The sequence below is a fragment of the Flavobacterium akiainvivens genome, assembly GCF_001278115.1.
GTDB lineage: Bacteria > Bacteroidota > Bacteroidia > Flavobacteriales > Flavobacteriaceae > Flavobacterium > Flavobacterium akiainvivens.
In genome coordinates, this window is record NZ_LIYD01000005.1 from 2,190,879 (window position 1) to 2,214,473 (window position 23,595).

The window sequence follows — 23,595 nt, forward strand, 5'->3', positions numbered from 1 at the left end:
ATGAATTTGAGCCACGAGGAAGAAGATCGCAGTTTATCCTTATCAAAGTTCGAATCGATGTTGAAAACCAACAAAGTATTCTTCTTTGACTCCGAAGAGTTTGAAGATATTGTTTTACACTATCTCGACAGCGGAAAAATTAATTTAGCTAAAAAGGCCTTAAAACTGGGCCTGGAACAACACCCCAGGTCAACAGGCTTAAAATTAGTACAGATTGAAATTTTAGTTTTTGATGACAAGCTTGAGTTGGCCGAAAGGATGCTTAACGACCTCTATGCCATAGAGCCTACCAACGAAGAAATTTATATTCAGAAAGCAAATATATACAGCAAGCGCGACCAGCACGATAAAGCTGTAGAATACCTTAATATAGCCCTGCAATATACAGATGATTATGCCGATGTGTACTCGCTTATAGGCATGGAATACCTGTTTATGGATAACCTGGAGCTGGCTAAGGAAAACTTTATTAAATGCCTTGAAGAAGACACCGAAGACCACAGCGCACTTTACAATGTAGTGTACTGCTTTGACTTCCTTGACCAAAACCTTGAGGCCATAGAGTTCCTGAACAGCTTTATAGACAAAAACCCGTATAGCGAGGTAGCATGGCACCAGCTTGGCCGCCAGTATTATGTTATTAAGGAATACGACCAGGCATTCAGGGCATTTGACTATGCCACGCTTATTGACGATGTTTTCCTTGGGGCGTACCTTGAAAAGGCCAAAACCCTCGAAAAGCTTAAGAAATATAAAGAGGCCATAGACTGCTACAACACCACTATGGAGCTGGACGACCCTACGTCGTTCGCACTACTGCGTGTAGGTAAATGCTATGAGCGCCTTGGTGATAACGAAAAGGCACTTAAGTACTACCTTAAAACGGTTCATGAAGACCCATTGCTGGATAAAGCTTGGCTTGCCATAACTGATTTTTACATTCGCCGTGCCAACTACCAGAAAGCACTGTATTATGTAAACAAAGCCATTGGCATTGATAACGAAAACAAAGTGTACTGGAAGCGCTATGCCACCATAAACAACGCCCTGCGTTTTCACGAAGAGGCAGAAGAAGGCTACCGCAAGGCTGTTGAGTTTGGCGATGTGCAGCTTGACACCTGGTTGTTTTGGTCAGACACGCTACAGTTTTTAGGCGAATACCAAACGGCTGTAAATACGCTGATGGAAGCCTCAGAATACCATACCGACCAGTATGAGATTGAGTACCGCCTTGCCGGCCTAAACCTCATGCTACACGACAGCGAGAAAGGTCTGTACCACCTTAGCAATGCGCTAAGGATTAACTACCGCCACCACACCCTGCTTGAAGAGTTTTACCCAACGGTATTTTACACGCCGCTGGTTCAGGAAGCCCTTGCAAAACACAGCAGGAAAAAATAAATAGTTTGTAATTCAAGAAAAGCCTGGCTACATTTACAGCCGGGTTTTTTATTTTATACCAACTCCTTATACTATGAAAAAAATACTTTTTACCACACTTTTATTTGCAAGCCTTATAGGCTTTGCACAAGACAAGGATACTAAAGTTCCGGCTCCGGAAATAAAGACAGGAAGAGACCCTCATCACAACTCAAAAGAAAGCGATCAGCCTATTAGTGATAACATCTATGCCCCCGAAGCAACAAATAGCGATGAACCCATTAACTATGCCGCTTTACAGGTAAAACCTAAATATCCGGGTGGTTTTGATGCATTTTATGCTTATGTCAACGATAATATAAATACATCAAAACTCACACCCGAAGCAAAAGCACAAAAACAATTAAAGGTTACCGTAAGTTTTACAGTTGAAAGAGACGGTACAATGACCGGTTTACAAATTATAAAAGACCCGGGCTTTGGCTTCGGGCCCGAAATGCTAAGGGTTTTAAGAAGCATTAAAACCAAATGGAGCCCGGGCATGCAAAACAAAAAAGCCGTTAGGACAAATTATATATTACCCATTGTTTATACATTACCTAAAACAGGTGAAGAAGTTCCGTTATCTATTATTAAAGAAACCAATTATGAAACGTCAGAACAGGGAACCGAGGAGCCTGTTGATCATAAAACAATACAAGTTAAACCGGAATTTCCGGGAGGCCTTAAAAATTTTCATAACTACGTTAACCGTAATATTAAGCCGGAGAATATAGAGGCCACAGCCAAAGGGCAAAAACTTACAGCAACCATAAGTTTTATTGTAGAAAAAGACGGTTCTATGACTAATTTTAGCGTTGTTGAAGATCCTGGTTTTGGTTTTTACAAAGAAGTAGTACGTGTACTGCAAAGTATAAAAACCAAATGGAACCCGGGAATACAAAATGGCAAACCTGTAAGATCAACCTTTACATTTCCTGTAACAATTGCTGTACCCCAATAACAATGAAAAACAAAACCTTTGGCTTAATTGGCCGCAACATAAGCTACTCGTTTTCGGCGGGATATTTTAAGGAGAAGTTTGAACAAATGGGCGTTGGCCATACCTACCGCAATTTTGATATAGACGATATTGAGGAGTTTCGCCATATAAAAACCAACACAAAAGGGCTTAAGGGGCTTAACGTTACCATTCCGTACAAGGAAGAGGTTATTCCCTTATTAGACAGCCTATCTAAAAAAGCAAAGGTAATAGGCGCCGTAAACACCATAACCATTTCAAAAAAGGGCAAAACCAAAGGCCATAATACCGATTGGTTCGGGTTTAAAAAAGCCCTGAAGCCCCTGCTTAAAAAACGCCATAAAAAAGCCCTGATACTTGGCACCGGCGGGGCATCTAAAGCCGTGGCCTTCGCACTGCGCGACCTGAAAATTGAGTACGACTTTGTTTCCCGCGAGGGCAATGAATACCTGCTAAGCTATGCCGAACTTAACCGCGAAGTGTTTGACGATTATCAGATTATTATCAACACCACACCACTGGGCACTTTCCCTAATGTTAATGAGTGCCCGCCTATAGACTACAGCCTGTTTACCAAAGACCACATAGCGTTTGACCTGGTATACAACCCCGCCGAGACGCTTTTCCTTAAAAAAGCCAAAGAAAACGGGGCTAAAATAAAAAATGGTTATGACATGCTTGTGTACCAGGCCGAAAAGGCTTGGGCCATTTGGAACAAATAACAATTTATTGATACAACTTTAATAAAAATCGCAGTTTTGAGTCTAAATAACACCAAAACCGGCAAAATTTGTTGATTCCTTTTGAATTTTAAACAGCCTTTTACTATCTTTCGGCTGTAAAGCAATCAACCTCTTACACACAAAAAAATGTTAGAAGAAAAGAATGATAACCTGCACAACGCAGACGGAACAGAGCCCATTGAGCCGATTAACGCTTTTGAAAATGGCTATATACCTGAAAACAAAGCCGTAGACAACGATGATGTTGCCGATGATGCCGAGGATATTTCGGGTGTGCATGAAACCGAAGGCCAACTGCCTTTTGCTCCTGAGGAAGTAATCAACGCAGGCCGCGAAACGGAGGCGGAAGAAATTCCTGCCGCTGAAACCGCTAACGAAGCCGAGCCTGAAACTCCGGCTACGGAAGCCCCTGCTACAGAAGGCGAAACCGAATTTGAAGCCCATGACGACCATGAAGATGACCACGCTGAGGAGCTTCCGGATTTTGACACCTACACCATGGAGCAGCTTACTGACGAGCTTGAAAAAGCCGCTGCTGCCGAAAAAGTTACATCGGTTAAAAACCGTGTAGAGGCCATCCGTAAAGCTTTTTACAACCACTACACACACCTTATAGACGAAAAAAGGGACGAATACAGCCACGAAAACAACGGCGATACCAGTGGGTTTGAATACCATTTTCCGCTAAAATCAAGGTTTGACGGCATTTACAACCAATACAGGGATAAGAAAAATTCGCACTTTAAAAAGCTTCAAAACGACCTTAAGGGCAACCTTGAAACCCGCGAGGCTATTGTTGAGGAACTTAAAAATATTGCCGATGGCGGCGCCGAAAGCATTAAAGATGCCCTTAAGCAGGTTAACGACCTGCGCGAGCGCTGGAAAAATGCCGGCCCTATACCACGCGACAAGTACAACCACGTTTGGAACAACTTCCACTTCCATATAGAGCGTTTTTATGACCAGCTTCACCTTGACCGTGAGGCGCGCGACCTTGACTTTAAGCACAACCTTGAGCAAAAGCAAAAACTGATTGTGCGTGCCGAGGCGCTATTGGCTGAGACTGATATTAACAAAGCGTTCCGAGAGTTGCAGGCGCTGCACAAAATCTGGAAAGAAGAAGTGGGCCCGGTATCGCGCGAACACCGCGAAGAGGTTTGGAACCAGTTTAGCGATATTACACGTCAGCTGCACGACCGCCGTGAGGCGCAGTTTGCACAAAACCGCGAAAAAGAAGTGGAGAACCTGGCTGCCAAACAAGAGATTATTGCCGGCATAAACGCAGTTTCTGAAGAGAAAGTAGCATCACACGGTGCATGGCAGGGACAAATTGAAAAAATAGAGGCCCTGCGCGATAAATTCTTTAAAGCCGGTAAAGTGCCTGCCGAGGTTAACGAAGACACCTGGGCCGCATTTAAAGAAGCTGTACGCAACTTTAACGCCGTAAAGAACTCGTTCTATAAAGACATTAAAAAAGACCAGCAGAGCAACCTGAACCGCAAACTGGCGCTTGTTGAAAAAGCAAATGCGCTTAAAGACAGTGAAGATTTTGCTGCCACTACCCCTGTTATGAAACAAATACAGGAAGAGTGGAAAACCATAGGCCACGTGCCGCGCAAATTTAGCGATGCCGTATGGAAAGACTTTAAGGCGGCCTGCAACCATTATTTTGACAGGCTGCATGCACACCGCAACGAGGCCAATAAAGACGAAATAGAGGCCTTTGACAAGAAAAAGGAATATCTTGACAACCTGCGCGATTTTGAGCTTACAGGCGACCATAAAACCGACCTTGACGCTATTAAAAAGCACATAGAAACCTGGAAAACCTTTGGCCGTGTACCACAGGCACGCAGGCATATTGAAGGCAAATTCAACAAGGTGCTCGATGCCCTTTTTGAAAAGCTGAGCCTGAGCAAAAAGGAGACTGATATGGTGCGCTTTAGCAACAGGCTGGAGCAGCTTTCGGGTGATGATAACAGCCGTGGCCTGCAAAACGAGCAGCTGTTTATTATGCGCAAGATTGACGAAATCCAGGCTGAGATTTTCCAGCTTGAAAACAACATACAGTTCTTTACCAATGCCAAGGGCGACAACCCGCTGGTTAAGGAAGTGAAGAAAAACATTGAGCGCCACAAAGAAGAACTGGCCACATGGAAAGACAAGCTGAAGCAAATTCGCATACTGAAAGACCAGCCAAAGGAACAACCTAAGGCAGAGGGCAGCGAAGAAAATGAAACTCCACAGGAATAAAAACTAAAAGTCCCGCTCACAAGGCGGGACTTCTTATTTATAATCAAACGTTACGGGAATCTTTTTGGGTGTAAGCACCATTTTCTGTACAGTCTTCTTTTCGTAACGCGGGGTTATGGCGGTATCGGTATATTTTTCGTCTTTATACTTAATGTGCTCTATAATAGCCGAAACTTTTACGTTTACATCAATTGGCTGTACATAGTTGTCATTAGCTAAAGCCACATAATACTTGCCCTGTAGCATAGTGGCATCGGTAAAACGCTTGTAGGCTGCTATGCCCTTGCCACTATCAAAAGGTTTGCAGGCCTTGCCATCGGTAAACAACTTGCAGTTGGCCTCGTTAACCAGGGCATACTCTACATCTTCGCCGTTTACAGGCATGGCCAGGTTGGCAATGGCACCGGCAGCAATACCTCCTAAAGGTGTTGAAAAATAGCTCGCAGCGCCTTGTACAGCACCTACAATCATCTTGCGGTTTTGTTTCCAAAACTCGTTACTCTCCTCGCCTACGCCCACCCAATACGCCCAGGCCACTACTTTTTTGGTTTCGTAAGCACTTATGGCATTGGCGGGTAGTGAAAAGTTTACTGACGTACGTGTATCGCCAAAAGACGTTTTAGCCGAAACCCTTTGACTTTTATCCATCACAACCTCTTCATACTTTTGTTCAGAAGCTACTACTTTTCGGGTCTTTTGGGTATGGAGGGTATCATACCCCACCACAATACTCTTCTCTTCGGGCGCATAAGCTGTATCGTTAACGGAAACCCATTTTACAGCCGTATTAAAATCTTTAGTACTACTGTTTTTAGGCACACGCTGTATAGTAACATTAAGGCTGCGCTTACCTGTTACCGTATTTTTAAACCTGAAAAGGTAGACCGATTTATTAAGCACCGTAAACTCTTTCTTTTCTTCCTTAACAGCAGTAGCAGTATACACAGGCACTTCAGTATTAGGGTACTGGTACACCTTTACCTCCCCAAATGCCGAGCCGGTAGCCTGCATTTCCAGCACAATTTTATCGCCGACCGCAAAGCCATACATAACCTCCTCCTGCGTGTTGCCATCAAGTTTCAGGTTCAGTTCGGCTACCGTTATTTTTTGCCCAAAACAAAGCCCGCTAAACAGCAGGCATAGTAAAAACTTGTTCATTTTGTATATTACAGTTTCTTGGCTTCATTCCAAAACACATCCATTTCAGCCAGTGTCATATCCGCCAGTGATTTACCCATCTCTGCCGCCTTGCCCTCAAGATAGGTAAAACGCTTAATAAACTTCTTGTTGGTGCGCTCTAAGGCATCCTCCGGGTTTATATTCAAAAAACGAGCGTAGTTTATCATACTGAACAGCACATCGCCAAACTCGCCTTCTATCTTCTCGGTATCGCCTTTATCAACCTCTTCCTTAAACTCAGCCAGTTCTTCCTGAACTTTGTCCCATACCTGTTCCGGTTCTTCCCAGTCAAAACCCACACCTTTGGCCTTATCCTGAATTCTGCTGGCCTTAACCAGTGCCGGCAGGCTCTTGGGCACACCTTCCAGAACGCTTTTCTTGCCTTCCTTAAGCTTTAGCTTTTCCCAGTTTTGTTTAACCTGTTCTTCATTTTCTACCACAACATCGCCATAAATGTGCGGGTGGCGGTGTATCAGCTTATCACAGATGCTGTTAGCCACATCGGCAATATCAAAATCACCGGTTTCACTGCCTATTTTAGCGTAAAATACAATATGCAGCAGTATATCGCCCAGCTCTTTCTTTATTTCCTGTAAGTCGTTATCTAAAATGGCATCACCCAGCTCGTAGGTTTCCTCAATGGTAAGGTGGCGCAGGCTTTGCAGCGTTTGCTTTTTGTCCCACGGGCATTTTTCACGCAGGTCGTCCATAATATCAAGCAGGCGGTTAAAGGCATCAAGCTGTTGCTGGCGGGTGTTCATGGCAGTAAAATTTTGGTGTAAAAGTAGAGAAAAACCTGCTATTAAACACTTTATTTAAATATAGAAAGTTCCTTAAGCACCTGTGAGGAAACAGGGCATTCGGCTAAAAGCCTTATCTTTTCATCCCTTGAGAAAAAATTGGGTATATACCTAAATTCAGATTGGTTAGTCAATGCGATTTTACCACTATTATATTTCACCCAAAATTCAGCATACGCCCCTGTTAAGTAATGAACACCCCCATAGCAATCTCTTTTCTCTAACGGAATATCCCTGCTTGTATCAAAGTTAGAAGTTATGGTTTCAACGCCCTCATACACTACAAAACAAAAATTTACATAACTACCCTCATGACCATTAAACACTTCATCCCCAGGATAATTAATATTGTCATCGCCTTTTTCCATTACAATAAGATTGGCAGCCGGAATAATTAACGTATGATCAAGAAGAACAACATTTCCTAATGTTACTTCAGCAAAATTAGCCCGGGAAATATTATGGGAGATGTGTGTAATCATACTTTTACTTTTATCCAAAAATAAAAAATCCTGCCGCTTGAACACCAACGGCAGGATTTAATTATAAACTAAGTGTAGACTAAATTATTCTTCGGTCTTAGCCTCTTCGGCCGGGGCTTCTTCAGCCTGTACAGCCGCAACAGGTTCATCTTTGGTTACAAAACCTTTTGGCTGCAAAAGGTTGTACCAGTTAAGTATTTTTTTGATGTCGCTGGCATATACCCTGTCTTCATCAAAATTTGGTAATACCTCACGAAAATACGATTCAAGCTTGGCATTGTCTTCTTTGTGAGACAGCGCAGGGCCGTTATCTTCTTTAGTGGCAATAGCGCGGAAAACCTCTGCAAGGCGCACTTCGCCGTCATAGGCATATACCGATATTTCTGAAAGCAGGCTTACATTGCTCCTTAAGCCCACAGTAACTTTTTTTCCATCTAAAAGCGATTCAGCCACAAAGCCCGTCCTGGTTTGCAGCTTTAGCTCATATAGTCCCGGTTTTCCGGAAATAGCTAATATTTTCTCGATGCTCATTATTCTCTTGGTTTTTAATAAGGATGGCAAATATCTAATCTTTGCCTTTAAAATCAAAAATTATCTGCCTTTTTTGGCAACAAATTTCATTTTATAATCCGGCCTTGTTTTGCCTTCCATAATATTCTGAAGCCTTTTCTGGATAAGGCGTTTTTTAAGCGGCGAAAGCCTGTCTGTAAACAAAATGCCCTCAATATGGTCATACTCATGCTGTATAACCCTGGCTATCAAACCATCATATACATCAGTATGCTTATTAAACTCCTCATCATAATATTCTATGGTAATGCGCTCGTGGCGGTAAACGTCTTCACGCACTTCCGGAATACTAAGGCAGCCTTCGTTAAAGCCCCACTCCTCGCCTTCTTCCTTAACAATAACGGGGTTTATAAATGCCTTTCTAAAATCGGCAAGCTGTGCCTGCTCTTCTTTAGTAAGGTCTTCATCTTCGCTAAACGGCTTGGTATCTATAACAAACAGGCGAATGGCAAGCCCTACCTGCGGGGCAGCAAGGCCCACACCATAAGCATTATACATGGTTTCATACATATCGGCCACAATTTGCTTCAGGTTAGGGTAATCCTGCGGTATATCAATACCTTTTTTCCTCAGCACCGGGTCGCCATAGGCTACAATGGGTAGTATCATAATCTTTTTCTTTAAAAACCAGCAGGTTGCAATAGCACCCGCTGCAAGCCGCAAAAATAGTAAATAAAATCCATTATCCTACCCCTGATTCAAATGCTAAATTTTTGTGAGAATTGCCCCAACATTTAGGTTACCAAACCCACCATTGATTACCTTTGCAGCCAACACAAGCCATGATAGATAAAGTAAGGGATTTTATAGACAACGCTAACTTTACCCGTGCAGTAATTGTAACGGTATCAGGCTTTTTACCCGTATTTATAGGTACGCAGCTTGGCTATTTTGATATAGGCTTTGCCATAGCCCTGGGCGCTTTTTTAACCTACCCGGCCGATATTCCCAGTAATATTGTGCACCGCGCCAAGGGGCTGCTGGTTGCTACCTCTATAGTTACTGCCTGCACGCTGCTGGTAAACCTGCTCTCGACAGTACCGTGGCTGTTTTATCCGGGCGTGGTGGCACTGGTTTTCCTTATTTCCATGCTTTCGGTTTACGGGCAGCGCGCCACCATGATATCGTTTGGTGCGCTTATTGCCGTAGCGCTGGGCACCGGGCACATACACAGCGGCCTTGAAATTTTTACCTACTGCGCCTTAATACTTGGCGGTGGCCTTTTTTACACCCTTGTAAGCCTTACATTCAACTTTCTGAGCCCGCACCGGTATACCGAGCTTGAACTGGCAAACTGCCTTAAGCTTACCGCAAAATACATGAAACTGCGCGGCGACCTGTGGAACGCCGGTGCCGACCGTACTGCTATTATTGAACAACAGCTTAACCTGCAGGTAGAAATTAACCTGGCACACGAAAACCTGCGCGAGGTACTAATACGCAACCGGGCCAACACGGGCAACTCTAACCGCAGCAGGCGCATGCTTATGATGTTTATTTCCCTGATGGAAATACTGGAGCTTGCCCTATCTACATCTTTTGACCACAGCAGCCTGCACGAAAAGTTTGGAGCACACAGTAAGGTACTCAACACTTACCAAAACCTTGCCTATAACCTGGGTTCATCGCTTAAGCGTATTGGCAAAAGCATTGCCAAACGGAAAACCTATACTGCCAAGCACAACCTTATGGCCGACCTTGAAGCTGTTGAAAACGCCATAAATGAATATGAGCAGCGTTTAGGTACCGAAGCTGCCGCAGAAGGCGTGTGGATGCTTAAAAACATGCTGCACTATGCCGAGAAGCAAATTGAAAAGATAAAGGTTATTGAGCGTGCATTAACGGTTACTTCTTTATCTAAAGAACTGAATAAAAAACGCACCAGCGACCTTGACAAATTCATTCAGCCTGATTATTACCCGCTTAAAACCCTGTTTGAAAACCTTACATTTTCATCTACCATCTTCAGGCACTCGCTAAGGCTGGCGCTTACTATAGCGCTTGGGCTTGCGGTAGGCAGCTTTTCAGATGTGCAAAATGTATACTGGATACTGCTTACCATAATTGTTATTATGCGCCCCGGTTACGGGCTTACCAAGCAGCGCTCATACCACCGCATTGCCGGCACGGTGCTGGGCGGTATTATAGCCTTTGCCATACTTAGCCTTGTGCACCATCATGTAATAATAGGCACGCTTGCTGTGGTGTGTATGCTGCTGGGCTTTACCTTTACCGCCATAAACTACTGGATAGGCGCTACGTTTGTAACCATGTATGTGGTTTTCCTGTATTCGTTGCTTACACCAAATATTGAAGACGTTATACAGTACCGTATACTCGATACAGCTATAGGGGCCATATTAGCTTTCATCAGCAATTATTTCTTCTGGCCATCGTGGGAGTTTTTAAACCAGCCCGTTTTCATAAAAAAATCTATTGAAGCCAACCGCAATTACCTGGCTGAAATAACCGCCTACTACAACCACAAGGGCGATGTAACTACCTCTTACCGCCTGGCGCGAAAAAATGCCATGGTAGAGCTGGGCAACCTTATGAGCAGCTACCAGCGCATGGTGCAGGAGCCCAAAAGCAAGCAAAAACAACTGCAAATGGTGTACAAGCTGGCGGTGTTAAACCACACATTACTATCAGCATTGGCATCGCTGGGCACTTATATCCAAAACCATAAAACTTATAAGGCATCAGAGGCTTTTAATGTGGTGGTAAAAGCCGTTACAGCAAACCTTGACCACGCCATAGCCATTTTAAACCTCGATATACAAGCCGGTGAAGCACTTACCGCCAATAATGAAGAACTGGCAGTGCGTTTTACCGAGCTTAAAAACATTCGCGCTGGCGAACTACGTGAAATTCATGTTGATAACGAACAGGAATTCCGCCTAAGGATGGAGGAAGCCCACCTTGTTATTGAGCAGCTTATATGGCTTAACAGCCTTTCGGAAAATATTGTAAAAGCCGTTAAAGCGCTTGATTTAAAGCATTAAAAAAGCCTGAAGTACTTCAGGCTTTTATTTTATATTCTATTTTGCGGAAGGTACTGCTGGTTCTTTACCAACAACCGGGTCGTTTTTCTTTCTGAACTCAATAAGCTTCGCAAGCTGCTTGCCATATAATGACGATTTCATTTTTGGCGTAAGCTTCTCGTCTATCATCAGCAAATACTTAAGGTTAATGTTAGGAATTTCTGCCACGCCCAGGTAAGGCGCAATTTCTTTATCGGCGTGGTTAACAGCAAAGTTGGCCGCAGCAAGGTACATGCTTACCATATTGCGGTCTATTTTTTTAGCCAGGCTGTCAGACTTTGCCTTATTTTTCTTGATATCAGCCTCATACTGCTCTTTAATCAGGTCAAGTTTCCTGTCGTTAAGGCGTTTTTTGTGGGTAAGGTATTCTTCCCAAAGCTTTTGGTTTTCAGATGCCGTAACCTTTGCATTGGCATAAAAACCCTCGAGCGTGGTTTCTATTTTAATATCGCCGGGCTCGGCAAATACCTGTAGCTTATTATCTAATGAATTAGTGCTAACCCTGTCTATAAATAGGTACAGCATTTCGGGCGAATCAAGCTTTAAATGGCTCTCAAATGCCGAATTACCGTTAATGGTAATAGTATCTATAACCGTATAAGCCGAATCATTTTCACGGGCCAGGTACAGCTTGCCCTGCTTAAAGCCTTTTACATTTCCTGTAATGTGCACGTTAGTGCCTGCCGGTGCGGCTTCTTCCTTTTTTTCGCACGATGCCAGTACCAGCACAGCTGCAACGGCAAGGAGTAGTTTTTTCATTATATCGTTTTCTAAAAATCGGTGCAAAGTAATAAAAATTATCCTTAGCCAACGCAGGCAAATAAAAAAAGGGTTGCATTGCTGCAACCCTTTGTATAGTATTGTGTAACAATTAGCCTTTAAGCCATGCTTCACGCAGCTTAGCTTTAGCTGCATCGGTACCCGGTGTGTAAGCCTCAACCGTCATGGTTGGTATGGTTACTTTACCTTTAGCCTCGGCTTCTTTGCCATCGCGCAGGTATTTTATAGTAATGTCATCGCCTTCTTTCCATTGGCTGGCTGCCTCAAGCAGGTCATATACGTTTTCATAGCCATATTCTGTACCATTAGCAGCAAGCAGCACATCGCCTTGCTTAAGCCCAAGTGTTTCAAAGAATTTGTTACCTGTAACATCTGTAAGAAATATTTTCATATCCTTGTTTATGTTGATGTAAGCTTCCCTTTCACCTTTAATAAACGGATGCCCCGGTGCGGTAGTACTTGCTTTTACCACGCCCATTTTAGCAAAATACTCTTCATAGTTTATAGGGGTATTACCCGCCACATACTTATTAAGGAATTCGCCCACAGCAGGATAGCTAAGCGATGTTACCTTAGCAAAAAGTTCGCTGTCGTTAAACGGCTTGTTATCGCCATACTCAGAGCCCAGCTTGCGCATAAGGCTAAGTATACCTTCTTTACCGCCGCTGCTTTCCCTCATTTGTATATCAATACACATGGCTATAAGCGCACCTTTTTCATATACGTTTGCATACTGGTCTTTATAAGGTGCTTCAAGCACGTTGCGGCTCATTTGCGTAAACGGCATAGTGTCGTTATAGTTTTTGGCATTGTTGATTTTAGTAGCCAAACGCTGGTAAAACTCCTCCTCAGTTATAAGCCCCTGGTTAATTTGGAACAGGTTAGCAAAGTACTCAGTTATACCTTCATACATCCACAGGTGCTCACTCATTTTAGGGTTGTTGAAATCAAAGAACTGGATTTCTTTAGAGTGCACGGTAAGCGGTGTTACAATATGGAAGAATTCGTGAGATACCACGTCTTTAAGGGTAGACTTAAGATAGTCAGCCTCCATTTGCTCCGGCATAACCACTGTAGTGCTTGTAGGGTGCTCAAGCGCACCAAAGCCCTGTGCATCATCCTGGGCAACAGTACTTAAGTAAAGTAGTATACAGTATTTTTTTGTAGCATTTGTGGGGCCTAAAAATTTCTTCTGGGCACGCATCATGGTTTCCATCTCAGGGGTAATATCAGCTGCCTTTATTTTTCCTGACGGCGAAAATACACTGATAACAATTTCCATATCATCTACCTTAAAGGTAGTATAATCAGGCTTGCTGTACATTATTGGGTGATCTACAAGCTCTGCATAACGCTTGGTTTTAAAAACATCTACCGTATTGCTCTTATCAATATCCGTCATAGATGTAGCCGCCCAAAGGTCAGCCGGGTGTGTAATGGTTACTTCATACGGGCTTTCTACAGCGCCTTCAAAGTATCCTACAAACCCATGTGTATTAAGCATGAAGTTTTTACCTGCAATAATGTTAGTACCCGCCGGCGAAAACACTTTATCTTCTTTACCGGCTTCGCCATCAAACGTATCGTTAACCCAGTAGGTTACCTTAGCCAGCTTTTTAGCACCTGCTATTTTCCATGAGTTAAGGTCATCATGCGTTACGGTAAGTTCTTTACCTTTAGCATCATACGCCTTAAAGCCCTCTATATACTGGCCATAATTATCGGCACTATATGTTCCGGGAACGGTTTTAGGTATAAAAAAGGTAACATTATCAGTCTTAAAAGGCTGTGGTGTAACGGTTACCATTACTTTATCATCCTTTACATTTACAAGGTCTATAGCAACCTTTACGTCATTGCCTTTGTTAGCATGTGCAAAGCTGGCCATACTAAGAGCAAGTGCCAGCGTGCAGATAAATTTCTTCATATAAGTTTACGTTTTTTAAATAAGTCGATTAGGTTAGCAAATTGTTACAGTCAATAGTTTAAAGATAAGAAAATCAGCTCTTTTTGCGCGGAACAAATTCAATATCAGGATTTATTTTTTGCAGATGGTTAACGAAAGCCTTCTTTTCTTTTGGCGATATCATAACGCTGTCAAACCGGTTAAAGTATACTTCAAGCCTGTCCAGTGATGCCGCCGGGGCACTAAGCGGGCTGCGGGTCTCGGCAATTTTTCTTATGCTTTTTATCCTTATGGTTTTGTTGTAGAAAACACCGCTCTTTACATTAAGACTCTCATCATCAACCGTATACATTGTTTTAAAAAGGGTAAAAACAACCCACAGGGTCACCACAATCAGCACCAGCATACCGTATATCGAAACCGGTTCAAAAAAAGCCAAAACTATTTGTGGCACAAGCAAAACAGCCAGTATTAAAGCCGTTTCCCAGCCTACCCTGCTTTTATAGACTGTTTTGTCCATATTACTTAACCTGCACCTTAATCCAGTTTAGTATTTCGGTAAGGGCTGCCGGCGCAAAAGTCTCTTCAATTTGCCCATATTCAGAAAGTGAGCCCGTAGTACTGGTTTGGAACAGGTGGTTAAGGCCCGGCATTTCTTTAGTAATTACCTTTTTATTACCACTTTTTTCGCCTGCGCGTTTTACAGCGTCAAGGTTGGCTTTGGCCGCCACCTGAACATCATTAGTACCGTTAAGTGCTAATATGGGGCATTTTACCTTTTCCAGATACTGGCCCGGCTGGCTTTTTATAAACTGCACATACCAGGCAGATGTAAGCTCACCAATCTGTAAATCAATATACTGAGACACTTCAGCTTCAGGAATACCTTTACTCACAAACAATGGTTTAAGGTCGGTTAAAAACACATTCCTCAGCTTGGTTTTCATTTCTTCCTTGCTAACAGGCTCTTTTATAATAGTATATACCTTCCTGTTTATAGCACCCAGCTTGGTAAGCTCTTCCTCGGGCATACCATCAGCCTTGCCCATAAGGTAGTTTTGAAGCACCATAAGCTCATCTCCGGGAATGGCCGCACCCGCCAGCATTACTATAAACGCAACACTTTCAGGCTGGTAAGAAGCCACCATAGCCGCAATTGTACCGCCTTCGCTATGGCCAATAAGGCCTATCTTTTTGGTGTTTATCTCTTTACGCGTTTTTAAATACTCAAAAGCTGCTTGTGTATCGGTAGCCAGGTTTTGTGTGGTAGCACCCACAAACTGCCCTTTAGATGCCGCAGTACCGCGGTCATCATACCTAAGCACCGCTATACCATTGCGTGTAAGGTAATCAGCCAGCACAAGGAAAGGCTTGTGGCCAAATATCTCCTCATTCCTGTCCTGGGCACCACTGCCGGTAATAAGCACTACAGCAGGATAGTTAGCACCGCCCTGCTTGGGCAGGGTAAGCGTTCCGGCAAGGGTTATGCCATCTTTAGGGTTTGTAAAGGTTACTTCCTCTTCATAATACGGGTAAGGCTTGGCCGGTTCCTGTGGGCGTTTTGCTTTTTGCACCTTTATTTCCTCCCTGCCTAAATCAAGCGGAAGCTGGTGCCCGTTTTGAGCAAAAGTCCCTTTAAACCCCTGTCCGTCAAAGGTTCCACGATAGTCAATTGATGCGTCGGGAATGGCAAAAGCAAGTATATTTTCTTCAAAAAGCACCATTTTTACCGGTATGCCTATAGCATTCTGGTCCGGGCTGTCCATGGTGGCGGTATAGCCGTTATCAATCTTTGTAAGGTTTATGGAAAGGCGCAGTTTACCGCCCGGCAAAACAAGCTGGCCGTGCCATGGGCCACTAATATCCTGTGAAAATGAAGCTATTGCAAGTAGCAGCAACAGTAGTGAAAGCAGTTTTTTCATCAAAAAAAATTTCCCTAAAGATAACGCAAACCCAATAAATACGGCACAAAAAAACCTCCCAGGTGGGAGGCTACATTAAAATTTGTTCCTTATATAGTATTTAGTATCAAGGTCGTCATCCTTAAAACTACTGAATGTCATAGGCTTAGGCTTTTTAGCTGCCGTTTTTTTCTTCCAAAGCTCAAAGCCATCGGGCGACAGCCTTTGCTTCATAATCTCGGTTACCTCCTTTTCTGAAAGGCCAAACTGCTTTTTAATCTCCTCAAAGGGCTTCTTTTCTTCGTTGGCAAGCGTTGCTATCCTGTCTAACGCCTGACTGTCCGGTACTGAACGGCTACTCTTTTTCATCTCGTGAAAAATTAATCTTGGTATTACTGTAATTATTTTATGATTAGTACACCAATATTACTAAAAAAAGCAATTAAAAACAGCTACTACCCTATATTTTTCAGGACTTACCAAATAATTAACCCATTACCTGAACAAACTGCATTTCAACCCTGTAAAAACGCGTATGAGAATTAAAAAATCTCAAAATTTTAACCTGTTACCTAACACACAGTTAACCCTTTTTCCCGCTAACATTCATTAAAACTATAGCGCCCAATATAAGGCCAATGCCCAGCCACTGGGTAGCGCCCACCGTTTCATTAAGCACCAGCCACGCCATAGTAACCGATACCGGCAACTCCAGCGACGACACTATAGTACCCAGCCCCAGGCTAATCTTGGGGAAACCGGCATTCATAAGCAACGGCGGCAATATAGTGCCAAACAGTGCCAGCGGTAACCCCCAGCTAATCAGGATACTGAAATCAAAGTGGCCCGGCCAGGTAATGGCTGTAAACACCCCTACTACAACCGCACCACCCATAAGCATATAAAGCGCTCGCTGAGAAGGCATTAACCCCAAAGCTACACTGTTACCGGCATACATGGTCATAGTATAAGATACCGCTGCTCCCAGTCCCCAGCCAATACCGCGCCAGTCAGGCAGAGCGTTGCTATCCAGCAGGTTGGTAGCCAGCACCGTACCCCCTATCACTACTAATGCCGCCAGCAGCTTGCGGGTACCGGGCATGGTTTTGGCTACAAGGCTTTCAAGAGCAATACCCATCCATACGCTTTGCATAAGCAGTACAATGCCCACAGGCACAGTTATATACATAAGCGACAGGTAGTAAAATACACTGGTAAACCCTATGCTGGTACCACTTACTATAAGCGATACTTTATTTTTAGGCGTAGCCACCGCAACCTCCTGTTTTTTAGACTTTTGAAACACATAAAGCAGCCCCACGCCCATCAGCCCCAGCAGCATCTGGCTGCCGGTAACCTCGGCGGTTGTGTATTTTTCGGCGTAAGCCAGCTTTACAAAAGTGGCCAGGAGCCCGTAGCTGGCGGCACCAAGCCCCACCAGTACTGTCCCTTTCAGTATATCTCTGTTACCCATTATATTGCATTTTTTAGAGCCTGCAAATTTACGGCTTTACCTTTAGCCGCAGGTTATAAAAACAGTAATTTTTAGCCAATATAAAAGTGTTAACGTTTTGCATTTTCCGCAAAACACCAAAAACAGTAATTTCTTACATTTTAACCTGGTTTTAACGCTAATTTTTCACTTTTGGAGTTTGATATTCAGTTTTAAAAGTCGAAAGTCATAAAGTCCCTTAGCAATTTTTCAACTTTCGACTTTCAACTTTCGACTTTCAACTTTCGACTTTCAACTTTCGACTTTCGACTTTCGACTTTCGACTTTCGACTTTCGACTTTCGACTTTCGACTTTCAACTTTTGACTTTTGACTTCCTACTAAACTTTCCACTTTCACCACTAAAAAATTTGCCTTACCTTGTAACAAAATTTTAACTTTGCCGTCTAACGGATAAACCTAAACTCTAAACAGGCTTTTTTGTGGCCTTAACTTTAATTTACTAACACAAATGATTAACCGATTACCAAAAAAACTACTCGGCCTGGCACTCCTACTTGCTCTGGGCATGGGTACAACCCAAACCACACAGGCACAAGACCTTAACGAGAGGCTTGCTGTAGATTCTAAAGTTACAACCGGCACATTGCCAAACGGGCTTAAGTACTACATTCGCCCTAACAGCAAACCGGAAAACAAAGTAGAACTGCGCCTTGTTATTAACGCAGGTTCTATTCTTGAAGACGACGACCAGCAGGGGCTTGCTCACTTTACAGAGCACATGCTGTTTAACGGTACTAAAAACTTCCCTAAAAACGAGCTGGTTAACTACCTGCAGTCTATAGGTGTACAGTTTGGTGCCGACCTTAACGCTTACACAAGCTTTGACGAAACCGTGTACATGCTGCCTATACCTACTGATAAGCCTGAAAACATTGAAACAGGTTTCCAGATTCTACAGGACTGGGCTCAGGGTGCATTGCTTACCGATAAGGATATTGACGAAGAGCGCAAAGTAGTGCTTGAAGAGTCAAGGACCGGTAAAGGCGCAAGCGACAGGATGGCTAAAAAATACCTTCCTAAGCTTCTTGCCGACTCTAAGTACAGCCAAAGGCTACCTATAGGTAAAGACGAGCTGCTTAAGAAATTTAAACCGGATGTACAAAGAAGGTATTACAAAGACTGGTACCGTCCTAACCTTATGTCGGTTGTTGTAGTGGGCGATATTACCGCTGCAAAAGCTGAAGAGCTTATCAAAAAATACTTTACACCGCTAACAAACCCTGCTAAAGAAAGGAAACGCGAAGTATTTGCGGCTAACCCTTACAAAAAACAGGAGGCTATGTTCCTTACAGATGCAGAGCAGACTTCAACCATTATGCTGCTTAACTTTACCCCACGCAGGGTAGAGGCCGATAAAACTGTGGGCGACTACCGCAACACCCTTGTTGAGCAGCTGGCTTTCAGTGCGCTTAACCAGCGTTTCCAGGACCTTGCACAATCTGCTACCCCGCCGTTTGCTTTTGCTCAGGCAGGTAACGATTCTTATGTAAGGGGCTACCAGGCGCTTGGCCTTGCACTTATGCCAACAGCCGACCTTACAAGCGCTATCAATGCTACAATAGGCGAACTGCTTAGCGTTGAGCAATATGGCTTTAACAGCAGCGAGCTTGAGCTTGTTAAGAAAAACATGATCAGCCGCATAGAAAAGCAATACAACGAGCGTGCTACTACTAACTCAAGTGCTTACCTTGGCGAATACCAGCGTAACTTCCTTGAAAACGAAGCTATTCCAGGTATTGAAAAAGAAAAAGAGCTTTATACAACACTACTTCCGGGCATTAAGGCCGAAGAGGTTACTGTAGCCCTTAAAAAACTGTTCTCTAAAGAAGACAAAGAGAAATTCTTTGCCCTTGTAATGAGCCCTGAAACTAAAGATGCTGTAGTTAATAACGATGCTACACTTCTTGCTGCCGTTAAAAAGGCATTTACCCAAAAAGTTGAGGCTAAAGCCGAAGTTGCAGTAAAAACTACCCTTGTAGAAACACTTCCTGCAAAAGGCTCTATCACTAAAACAGAGAAAAACGACAAGCTTCAAACCACTACTTACACCCTAAGCAACGGTATTAAAGTAACTACTAAAGCTACAAACTTTAAGAGCGACGAAATACTGTTTAGCGGTGTTAAAAAAGGTGGCACTAATACCTATGGCGCTGCCGATAAAGCTACTGCATCTATGCTTGGCGATATTATTGAAAGCATGGGTTATGGTGATTTTACACCAACCGACCTTGAAAAAGCACTTGCCGGTAAAAACATTGGCCTTATGCCAAGCATGGGCGAAATTACAAACGTAGTAAGCGGCCGTAGCGATGTTAAGGACCTTGAAAGCCTTTTCCAGCTTAACTACCTGCAGCTTACTGAGCCTCGTTTTGACGAGAGCCTGTTTAACGCTTTTGTAAGCACTATGAGCACACAGCTTAAGTTTGCAAAGAGCAACCCGCAAATAGCGTTTGTAGATGCTCTTATAAACGATATGTACAACGGCAGCCCGCTTAAGCCAATTGCCATACCAACTGATGCCGACCTTAAAGCGCTTAACGCAAAACGTGCGGTTGAAATCTATAAAAACGAATTCTCTACTGCAGATGGTTACCACTTCTTTATAGTAGGTAACGTAGACGAAGCTAAACTTAAGCCACTACTTGAGCAATACCTTGCTTCGCTACCGGCTACAGGCAAAGAGCCTAAGTATGTAGACAACGGCCTAAGGCTAAAACCGGGCAACAACAAGTTTGAGTTTAAGAAAGGAACAGAGCCTAAGAGCCTTGTGGTAGCACAATACTTTGGCGAAGCGGCTTATACCGAAGACCTTGCTCTTAAAGCCAACCTTATTGGCGATATCCTTACAATACGCGTTATTGAAAAACTAAGGGAAGAAATGGGCTCTATTTACAGCGGTGGCTTTAGCGGCTCTATGGAAAAAGAACCTTACTCACAGTACATATTCCAGACTCAGCTGCCTACAGGCCCTGAAAATGTACAGGCTATACTTAAGCAAATGGACGTAGAAATTGCCCAGCTTAAAGACAAAGGCCCTGAGCAAAAAGACCTTGACAAAGTGCGTATTGCCATTGTTGAAAAAAGGAAAGAAGGTATTAAAACCAACCAGTACTGGGTTAGCAAACTGCAACAGCTTCAGTTTGAAGGCAGGAGCATTGAGTGGTTTATGAACTTTGAAAGCGAAATAAACAAAATATCAGTACAGGACATTAAAGCGGCTGCCAACAAATTCTTTGACGGCAAAAACAGCTACATAGGTATCCTTAACCCTGAAACAAAATAATAAGCTCAACGCCTTATATTTTAAGCGGCTCCTTAACGGGAGCCGCTTTTTTTTTATGTGGTTTTAATAACGTAAAGTTTAAACACAAAACCTTGTGGCCTTTAATAAAAAACCGTGGTGTACGTTGTGAAAAACCTTTGTGTCCGTTGTGTCAAAAAAATAGAATGCAAGCGGCTTTTGCCGTAGGGAAATAATTTTGACAGAAAGCTTACTTTATATTGTCTTTTTTAAGCAACGTTGTTTTTCCCCACTGTTCTACCTTATAAAGGCCGAGTATTTTATGGGGATTATATTTTTTATTATCACAATCACCTGTTATCCTTATACTATCAGCTACCAGCTTTATATGTTCATTATCCTCCCAGGCATAACGGCCTGCACAGTAAAGAAAACAATCGTTGCCACAGTCAGCACTATAAGCACTGGTAAATCTTCCGTTAGAGTTAAACGTTATAATGTTACCAAAAACATCTTCCGGGCCAAATTCAGGCCTTCGTAAATTGTATTCATTCTGCGGATCATCAGTAATCAGTACATTGCCTTTATATCGTCCGTCAAGAACAACTTTTGGCACAACACCCTTTGGCACTACCTCTCCCAAATTTACATCTTGTGCCGTGCTGCACTTGAAAGCTGTAAACAATGTTGGCAACAAAAAAACAATGTATCTCATAACAGGTTAATTAAAGGTTACAAACCTAAAACGTAAAGGTTATTAATTATATTTGAAACCCTAAACCATAACCATGAAATACCTCATTGTCCTCCTCCTTTCTGTATCACTTGCATCATGCAAAAAAGACACAGCATCCGCTACATCCACCACAGATACAATAACCCAAGAAAACAAAACCGTCGATTCTGTAGCACTGCTAAAACAATTTGGCGGCTTGTGGATTAGCGACAGCTACCTTACCGCCATAGAAAAGACAAAGTCGGTTTATGCTAACAGGGAGTATACCTCTGCTGTATTGGGGTTTGAGTTTAACAAACAGCTAAACCATGTATGGGGCTTTAGCGAGCACGAAGGCGGCACAAGCTGGCCGGTTACCTACAACCCTGCCACAAACCGCTACACATACGACATTACCCGCAAGGAAGACTACCAGGAAGCGCAGGATTTTGTATTGTACAAAGTTGGCGACAACCTGATTGAAATTGCCCATGCAAAGCCGGCCCGCAAAGAACGCTACAGGCGCATATCTGCAAAAAGCGATATCTACGCATTGAATTATGAGTTAAACCGTATGTTGTTTGAAGGCAGCTATACCGACAGCCTGAGTGGCAAAAAGGTAAGCTTTGGCAGAAAAGGCAATGTATCCGGATTTGGAGATATGGCATATTACCTTATACTGAATGATTTTGGCGAAGGCCTTGAATTTGATACCGTGCTTATTGATAAAAACAAGGAGCAGGAAGGCCGCCAAACCTATCATTTTGAAATAAAGGGCACTACTATTCACTTATTTGCAACTACAAATAACGAAGAGCAGTTAACCTACACCATAAATCCCACACCTGCTTTTGTGCTGAAAAAGGACAAACTATAACCTCAGCACCTAAGAACCTCAGCCACTCAGCACCTTTAAATAAAAAAGCGGCTCCGTTAAGAGCCGCTTTCTATATACTATAACCGTAACATTACAGGATTAGCATGGCATCGCCATACGTGTAAAAACGGTAGTTTTCTTTAATCGCTTCCTCATAGGCCTTTTTCATAAGGTCGTGGCCCATAAAGGCAGAAATCATCATAAGCAGTGTACTCTTAGGCGTGTGGAAGTTAGTTACCATACAATCGGCCACGCTAAAGTCATACGGCGGGAAAATGAACTTGTTGGTCCACCCCACATACGGGTTAAGCGTTTTAGACGATGAAACCGAACTTTCCATAGCACGCATGGTGGTAGTACCTATGGCGCACACCTTGTGCTTGTTGGTTTTGGCTTTGTTAACCACATCGCAGGCCTGCTGGGTAATAATAAGCTCTTCGCTGTCCATTTTGTGCTTGCTAAGGTCTTCCACCTCAACAGGGTTAAAAGTACCAAGGCCCACGTGCAGGGTAATTTCGGCAAAGTCAATACCTTTAATTTCCAGCTTTTTAAGCAGGTGCTTACTAAAGTGAAGCCCGGCAGTAGGTGCAGCCACAGCGCCCTCTTCTTTAGCATATATGGTTTGGTAGCGCTCAGCATCTTCCGGTGTTACCTCGCGGTTTATGTACTTAGGTATTGGGGTCTCACCCAGCTCGGTAAGCTTTTGGCGAAACTCTTCATAAGAGCCATCATAAAGAAAACGCAGTGTACGGCCACGGCTTGTAGTGTTGTCAATAACCTCAGCTACAAGGCTGTCGTCATCGCCAAAATACAGTTTGTTGCCTATACGTATTTTACGGGCAGGGTCTACCAGCACGTCCCAAAGGCGCTGCTCGCTGTTAAGCTCCCTTAAAAGGAATACCTCAATACGGGCGCCGGTTTTTTCTTTATTGCCATAAAGGCGCGCAGGAAAAACCTTGGTGTTGTTAAGCACCATAACATCGCCTTCGTCAAAATAATCTATGATATCTTTAAACAGCTTGTGTTCAATGGTTTTAGTTTTGCGGTCAACCACCATCAGCCTGCTTTCGTCGCGGTTTTCTGTTGGAAACTCAGCCAGCAGTTCCTTAGGCAGGTTGAAATTAAAGTTAGATAATTTCATATATATATTTAAATGTATGCAAATATACTATCGTCAAACAGGCGTTG

Annotated in this window: 20 protein-coding genes; 7 read left to right on the forward strand and 13 right to left on the reverse strand. The window is 43.3% G+C overall.

Annotated elements, in window-relative coordinates; translation table 11 throughout:
• The 4 genes from AM279_RS09815 (at position 1) to AM279_RS09830 (ending at position 5,397) form a co-directional block, all read left to right on the forward strand.
• The gene (locus AM279_RS09815; protein WP_054407790.1) at positions 1-1,401 is read left to right on the forward strand and encodes a tetratricopeptide repeat protein; all 1,401 of its coding nucleotides are present in this window, start codon (positions 1-3) and stop codon (positions 1,399-1,401) included.
• A gap of 73 nt (positions 1,402-1,474) precedes the next feature.
• Entirely contained in the window at positions 1,475-2,383 is a 909-nt protein-coding gene (locus AM279_RS09820; RefSeq protein WP_054407791.1) for an energy transducer TonB, read from the forward strand.
• Positions 2,384-2,385: 2 nt separating this feature from the next.
• On the forward strand, positions 2,386-3,123 hold the full coding sequence (locus AM279_RS09825) for a shikimate dehydrogenase family protein (protein WP_054407792.1): 738 nt from the start codon (positions 2,386-2,388) through the stop codon (positions 3,121-3,123).
• Between the two features lie 147 nt (positions 3,124-3,270).
• A complete protein-coding gene (locus AM279_RS09830; protein WP_054407793.1) occupies positions 3,271-5,397 on the forward strand; it encodes a DUF349 domain-containing protein in 2,127 nt (708 codons plus the stop codon).
• 33 nt (positions 5,398-5,430) lie between these two features.
• Here the strand turns inward: AM279_RS09830 and AM279_RS09835 are convergent, their stop codons facing one another.
• From AM279_RS09835 to def, 5 genes are all read right to left on the reverse strand, one after another.
• A complete protein-coding gene (locus AM279_RS09835) occupies positions 5,431-6,555 on the reverse strand; it encodes a hypothetical protein (protein ID WP_054407794.1) in 1,125 nt (374 codons plus the stop codon).
• Positions 6,556-6,563: 8 nt separating this feature from the next.
• Complete coding sequence (gene mazG / locus AM279_RS09840) at positions 6,564-7,337, reverse strand: nucleoside triphosphate pyrophosphohydrolase (protein WP_054407795.1); 774 nt, start codon at positions 7,335-7,337, stop codon at positions 6,564-6,566.
• A 50-nt stretch (positions 7,338-7,387) separates the two neighbouring features.
• The gene (locus AM279_RS09845; protein WP_074961371.1) at positions 7,388-7,858 is read right to left on the reverse strand and encodes a hypothetical protein; all 471 of its coding nucleotides are present in this window, start codon (positions 7,856-7,858) and stop codon (positions 7,388-7,390) included.
• 84 nt (positions 7,859-7,942) lie between these two features.
• Positions 7,943-8,389: a DUF5606 family protein gene (locus tag AM279_RS09850; protein WP_054407797.1), complete on the reverse strand. Its 447-nt coding sequence runs from the start codon at positions 8,387-8,389 to the stop codon at positions 7,943-7,945.
• Positions 8,390-8,449: 60 nt separating this feature from the next.
• On the reverse strand, positions 8,450-9,037 hold the full coding sequence (gene def, locus AM279_RS09855; RefSeq protein ID WP_054410258.1) for a peptide deformylase: 588 nt from the start codon (positions 9,035-9,037) through the stop codon (positions 8,450-8,452).
• A gap of 173 nt (positions 9,038-9,210) precedes the next feature.
• On the opposite strand from def, the gene AM279_RS09860 reads away from it, so the two are divergent.
• Entirely contained in the window at positions 9,211-11,433 is a 2,223-nt protein-coding gene (locus AM279_RS09860) for an FUSC family membrane protein (RefSeq protein ID WP_054407798.1), read from the forward strand.
• Between the two features lie 36 nt (positions 11,434-11,469).
• Here the strand turns inward: AM279_RS09860 and AM279_RS09865 are convergent, their stop codons facing one another.
• From AM279_RS09865 to AM279_RS09890, 6 genes are all read right to left on the reverse strand, one after another.
• Positions 11,470-12,231, reverse strand: a complete 762-nt coding sequence (locus AM279_RS09865) for a DUF4369 domain-containing protein (RefSeq protein WP_054407799.1) — start codon at positions 12,229-12,231, stop codon at positions 11,470-11,472.
• 112 nt (positions 12,232-12,343) lie between these two features.
• Positions 12,344-14,179: a M61 family metallopeptidase gene (locus AM279_RS09870; RefSeq protein ID WP_054407800.1), complete on the reverse strand. Its 1,836-nt coding sequence runs from the start codon at positions 14,177-14,179 to the stop codon at positions 12,344-12,346.
• A gap of 73 nt (positions 14,180-14,252) precedes the next feature.
• The gene (locus AM279_RS09875; protein WP_054407801.1) at positions 14,253-14,678 is read right to left on the reverse strand and encodes a PH domain-containing protein; all 426 of its coding nucleotides are present in this window, start codon (positions 14,676-14,678) and stop codon (positions 14,253-14,255) included.
• Between the two features lies 1 nt (position 14,679).
• A complete protein-coding gene (locus AM279_RS09880; RefSeq protein WP_054407802.1) occupies positions 14,680-16,080 on the reverse strand; it encodes an alpha/beta hydrolase in 1,401 nt (466 codons plus the stop codon).
• 75 nt (positions 16,081-16,155) lie between these two features.
• Entirely contained in the window at positions 16,156-16,428 is a 273-nt protein-coding gene (locus AM279_RS09885; RefSeq protein WP_054407803.1) for a DUF2805 domain-containing protein, read from the reverse strand.
• Between the two features lie 214 nt (positions 16,429-16,642).
• On the reverse strand, positions 16,643-17,533 hold the full coding sequence (locus AM279_RS09890; protein WP_054407804.1) for an EamA family transporter: 891 nt from the start codon (positions 17,531-17,533) through the stop codon (positions 16,643-16,645).
• A 489-nt stretch (positions 17,534-18,022) separates the two neighbouring features.
• Between AM279_RS09890 and AM279_RS09895 the strand changes: the two genes are divergently transcribed.
• On the forward strand, positions 18,023-20,857 hold the full coding sequence (locus AM279_RS09895; protein ID WP_054407805.1) for a M16 family metallopeptidase: 2,835 nt from the start codon (positions 18,023-18,025) through the stop codon (positions 20,855-20,857).
• A 208-nt stretch (positions 20,858-21,065) separates the two neighbouring features.
• On the opposite strand, the gene AM279_RS09900 is transcribed toward AM279_RS09895, so the two are convergent.
• Positions 21,066-21,530: a hypothetical protein gene (locus AM279_RS09900; RefSeq protein ID WP_054407806.1), complete on the reverse strand. Its 465-nt coding sequence runs from the start codon at positions 21,528-21,530 to the stop codon at positions 21,066-21,068.
• A gap of 73 nt (positions 21,531-21,603) precedes the next feature.
• On the opposite strand from AM279_RS09900, the gene AM279_RS09905 reads away from it, so the two are divergent.
• Positions 21,604-22,407: a hypothetical protein gene (locus AM279_RS09905; RefSeq protein WP_054407807.1), complete on the forward strand. Its 804-nt coding sequence runs from the start codon at positions 21,604-21,606 to the stop codon at positions 22,405-22,407.
• Between the two features lie 91 nt (positions 22,408-22,498).
• Here the strand turns inward: AM279_RS09905 and queA are convergent, their stop codons facing one another.
• Positions 22,499-23,548, reverse strand: a complete 1,050-nt coding sequence (gene queA, locus AM279_RS09910; RefSeq protein ID WP_054407808.1) for a tRNA preQ1(34) S-adenosylmethionine ribosyltransferase-isomerase QueA — start codon at positions 23,546-23,548, stop codon at positions 22,499-22,501.
• Positions 23,549-23,595: the final 47 nt, after the last annotated feature.

Coding starts and splice junctions, on each gene's coding strand:
- AM279_RS09890 (WP_054407804.1), bottom strand. CDS start 17,533: ATGGGTAACAGAGATATACTGAAAGGGACAGTACTGGTGGGGCTTGGT.
- AM279_RS09870 (WP_054407800.1), bottom strand. CDS start 14,179: ATGAAGAAATTTATCTGCACGCTGGCACTTGCTCTTAGTATGGCCAGC.
- AM279_RS09830 (WP_054407793.1), top strand. CDS start 3,271: ATGTTAGAAGAAAAGAATGATAACCTGCACAACGCAGACGGAACAGAG.
- mazG (WP_054407795.1), bottom strand. CDS start 7,337: ATGAACACCCGCCAGCAACAGCTTGATGCCTTTAACCGCCTGCTTGAT.
- AM279_RS09885 (WP_054407803.1), bottom strand. CDS start 16,428: ATGAAAAAGAGTAGCCGTTCAGTACCGGACAGTCAGGCGTTAGACAGG.
- AM279_RS09815 (WP_054407790.1), top strand. CDS start 1: ATGAATTTGAGCCACGAGGAAGAAGATCGCAGTTTATCCTTATCAAAG.
- AM279_RS09835 (WP_054407794.1), bottom strand. CDS start 6,555: ATGAACAAGTTTTTACTATGCCTGCTGTTTAGCGGGCTTTGTTTTGGG.
- AM279_RS09845 (WP_074961371.1), bottom strand. CDS start 7,858: ATGATTACACACATCTCCCATAATATTTCCCGGGCTAATTTTGCTGAA.
- AM279_RS09895 (WP_054407805.1), top strand. CDS start 18,023: ATGATTAACCGATTACCAAAAAAACTACTCGGCCTGGCACTCCTACTT.
- queA (WP_054407808.1), bottom strand. CDS start 23,548: ATGAAATTATCTAACTTTAATTTCAACCTGCCTAAGGAACTGCTGGCT.
- AM279_RS09865 (WP_054407799.1), bottom strand. CDS start 12,231: ATGAAAAAACTACTCCTTGCCGTTGCAGCTGTGCTGGTACTGGCATCG.
- AM279_RS09880 (WP_054407802.1), bottom strand. CDS start 16,080: ATGAAAAAACTGCTTTCACTACTGTTGCTGCTACTTGCAATAGCTTCA.
- AM279_RS09860 (WP_054407798.1), top strand. CDS start 9,211: ATGATAGATAAAGTAAGGGATTTTATAGACAACGCTAACTTTACCCGT.
- AM279_RS09825 (WP_054407792.1), top strand. CDS start 2,386: ATGAAAAACAAAACCTTTGGCTTAATTGGCCGCAACATAAGCTACTCG.
- def (WP_054410258.1), bottom strand. CDS start 9,037: ATGATACTACCCATTGTAGCCTATGGCGACCCGGTGCTGAGGAAAAAA.
- AM279_RS09900 (WP_054407806.1), bottom strand. CDS start 21,530: ATGAGATACATTGTTTTTTTGTTGCCAACATTGTTTACAGCTTTCAAG.
- AM279_RS09905 (WP_054407807.1), top strand. CDS start 21,604: ATGAAATACCTCATTGTCCTCCTCCTTTCTGTATCACTTGCATCATGC.
- AM279_RS09820 (WP_054407791.1), top strand. CDS start 1,475: ATGAAAAAAATACTTTTTACCACACTTTTATTTGCAAGCCTTATAGGC.
- AM279_RS09875 (WP_054407801.1), bottom strand. CDS start 14,678: ATGGACAAAACAGTCTATAAAAGCAGGGTAGGCTGGGAAACGGCTTTA.
- AM279_RS09850 (WP_054407797.1), bottom strand. CDS start 8,389: ATGAGCATCGAGAAAATATTAGCTATTTCCGGAAAACCGGGACTATAT.